General features: G+C 65.5%; 1 protein-coding gene. It reads left to right on the forward strand.

Annotated features, from left to right (window positions below; all coding sequences use genetic code 11):
• Nucleotides 1–137: 137 nt before the first annotated feature.
• On the forward strand, nucleotides 138–746 hold a 609-nt coding region (locus NBZ83_RS32435), incomplete at its 3' end, for a hypothetical protein (protein WP_261576549.1).

Raw genomic sequence — 746 nt, forward strand, 5'->3', positions numbered from 1 at the left:
AGATTCCCGCTCCGCCCGTTGACCCCGCCCCGCCCGCGGAATCCGTGGCGCCGGTCGGTTCCGCGGTGCCGCAGGGTTCCGCGGTGCCGGGTGGGGGGCGGCCGGTTCGTGATCTGGATCATGAGTTGGCTCCTGCGGTGGAGCCGAAGGGTTTGAAGGACTGGGAGTTCGACAAGGAGGGTCGGCTTCGGGTCAATCCTTTGTGGAGTCGGTTGGAGGATTTTTCGGGTAAGCATCTGGAGGGGAGTCCGGCGGGGGCGCTGTGGCAGTTCGCGGTGGGTGAGGACGGTCAGGTCTTCGTGGGCAGTGAGCTGGTGACGTCGATTGTTCCGAAGGCGGAACTCGACGAGTTGTTCGCCTGGATGTCTCCGCATAATCCGGGGTTGACGCGGGATCAGTTGGAAACGGATCTGATGATGCATGGGCATCCGACGATCGTGGTGGGGTTCGATCCGGTGTCGGGCCGGACGGTGACGGCGCCGGCTCGGTTCAGTGGTGAGCTGAGCCGGGGGCCTGATGGTCGTTGGGTTATCAACGACAAGTCGGGCCGGTATATGAGTAAGAAGGTTCGGGGCAACGTCGCGGCGCCGGACCTGACTCGGTGGATGAACAATGTGGCTGCGCAGATGACGGCGCAGTTCGGTTTCCCGGTCGGGATCAATCCCCTTAAGCACGCCGAACCTGCCCCCGCAGCCCCGGCACCGGCACCGGCCCCGGCACCGGCCGTCCCGCCGCCGGCCTACAAC

It is taken from the genome of Frankia gtarii (genome assembly GCF_025403375.1).
GTDB classification, from domain to species: domain Bacteria; phylum Actinomycetota; class Actinomycetes; order Frankiales; family Frankiaceae; genus Frankia; species Frankia gtarii.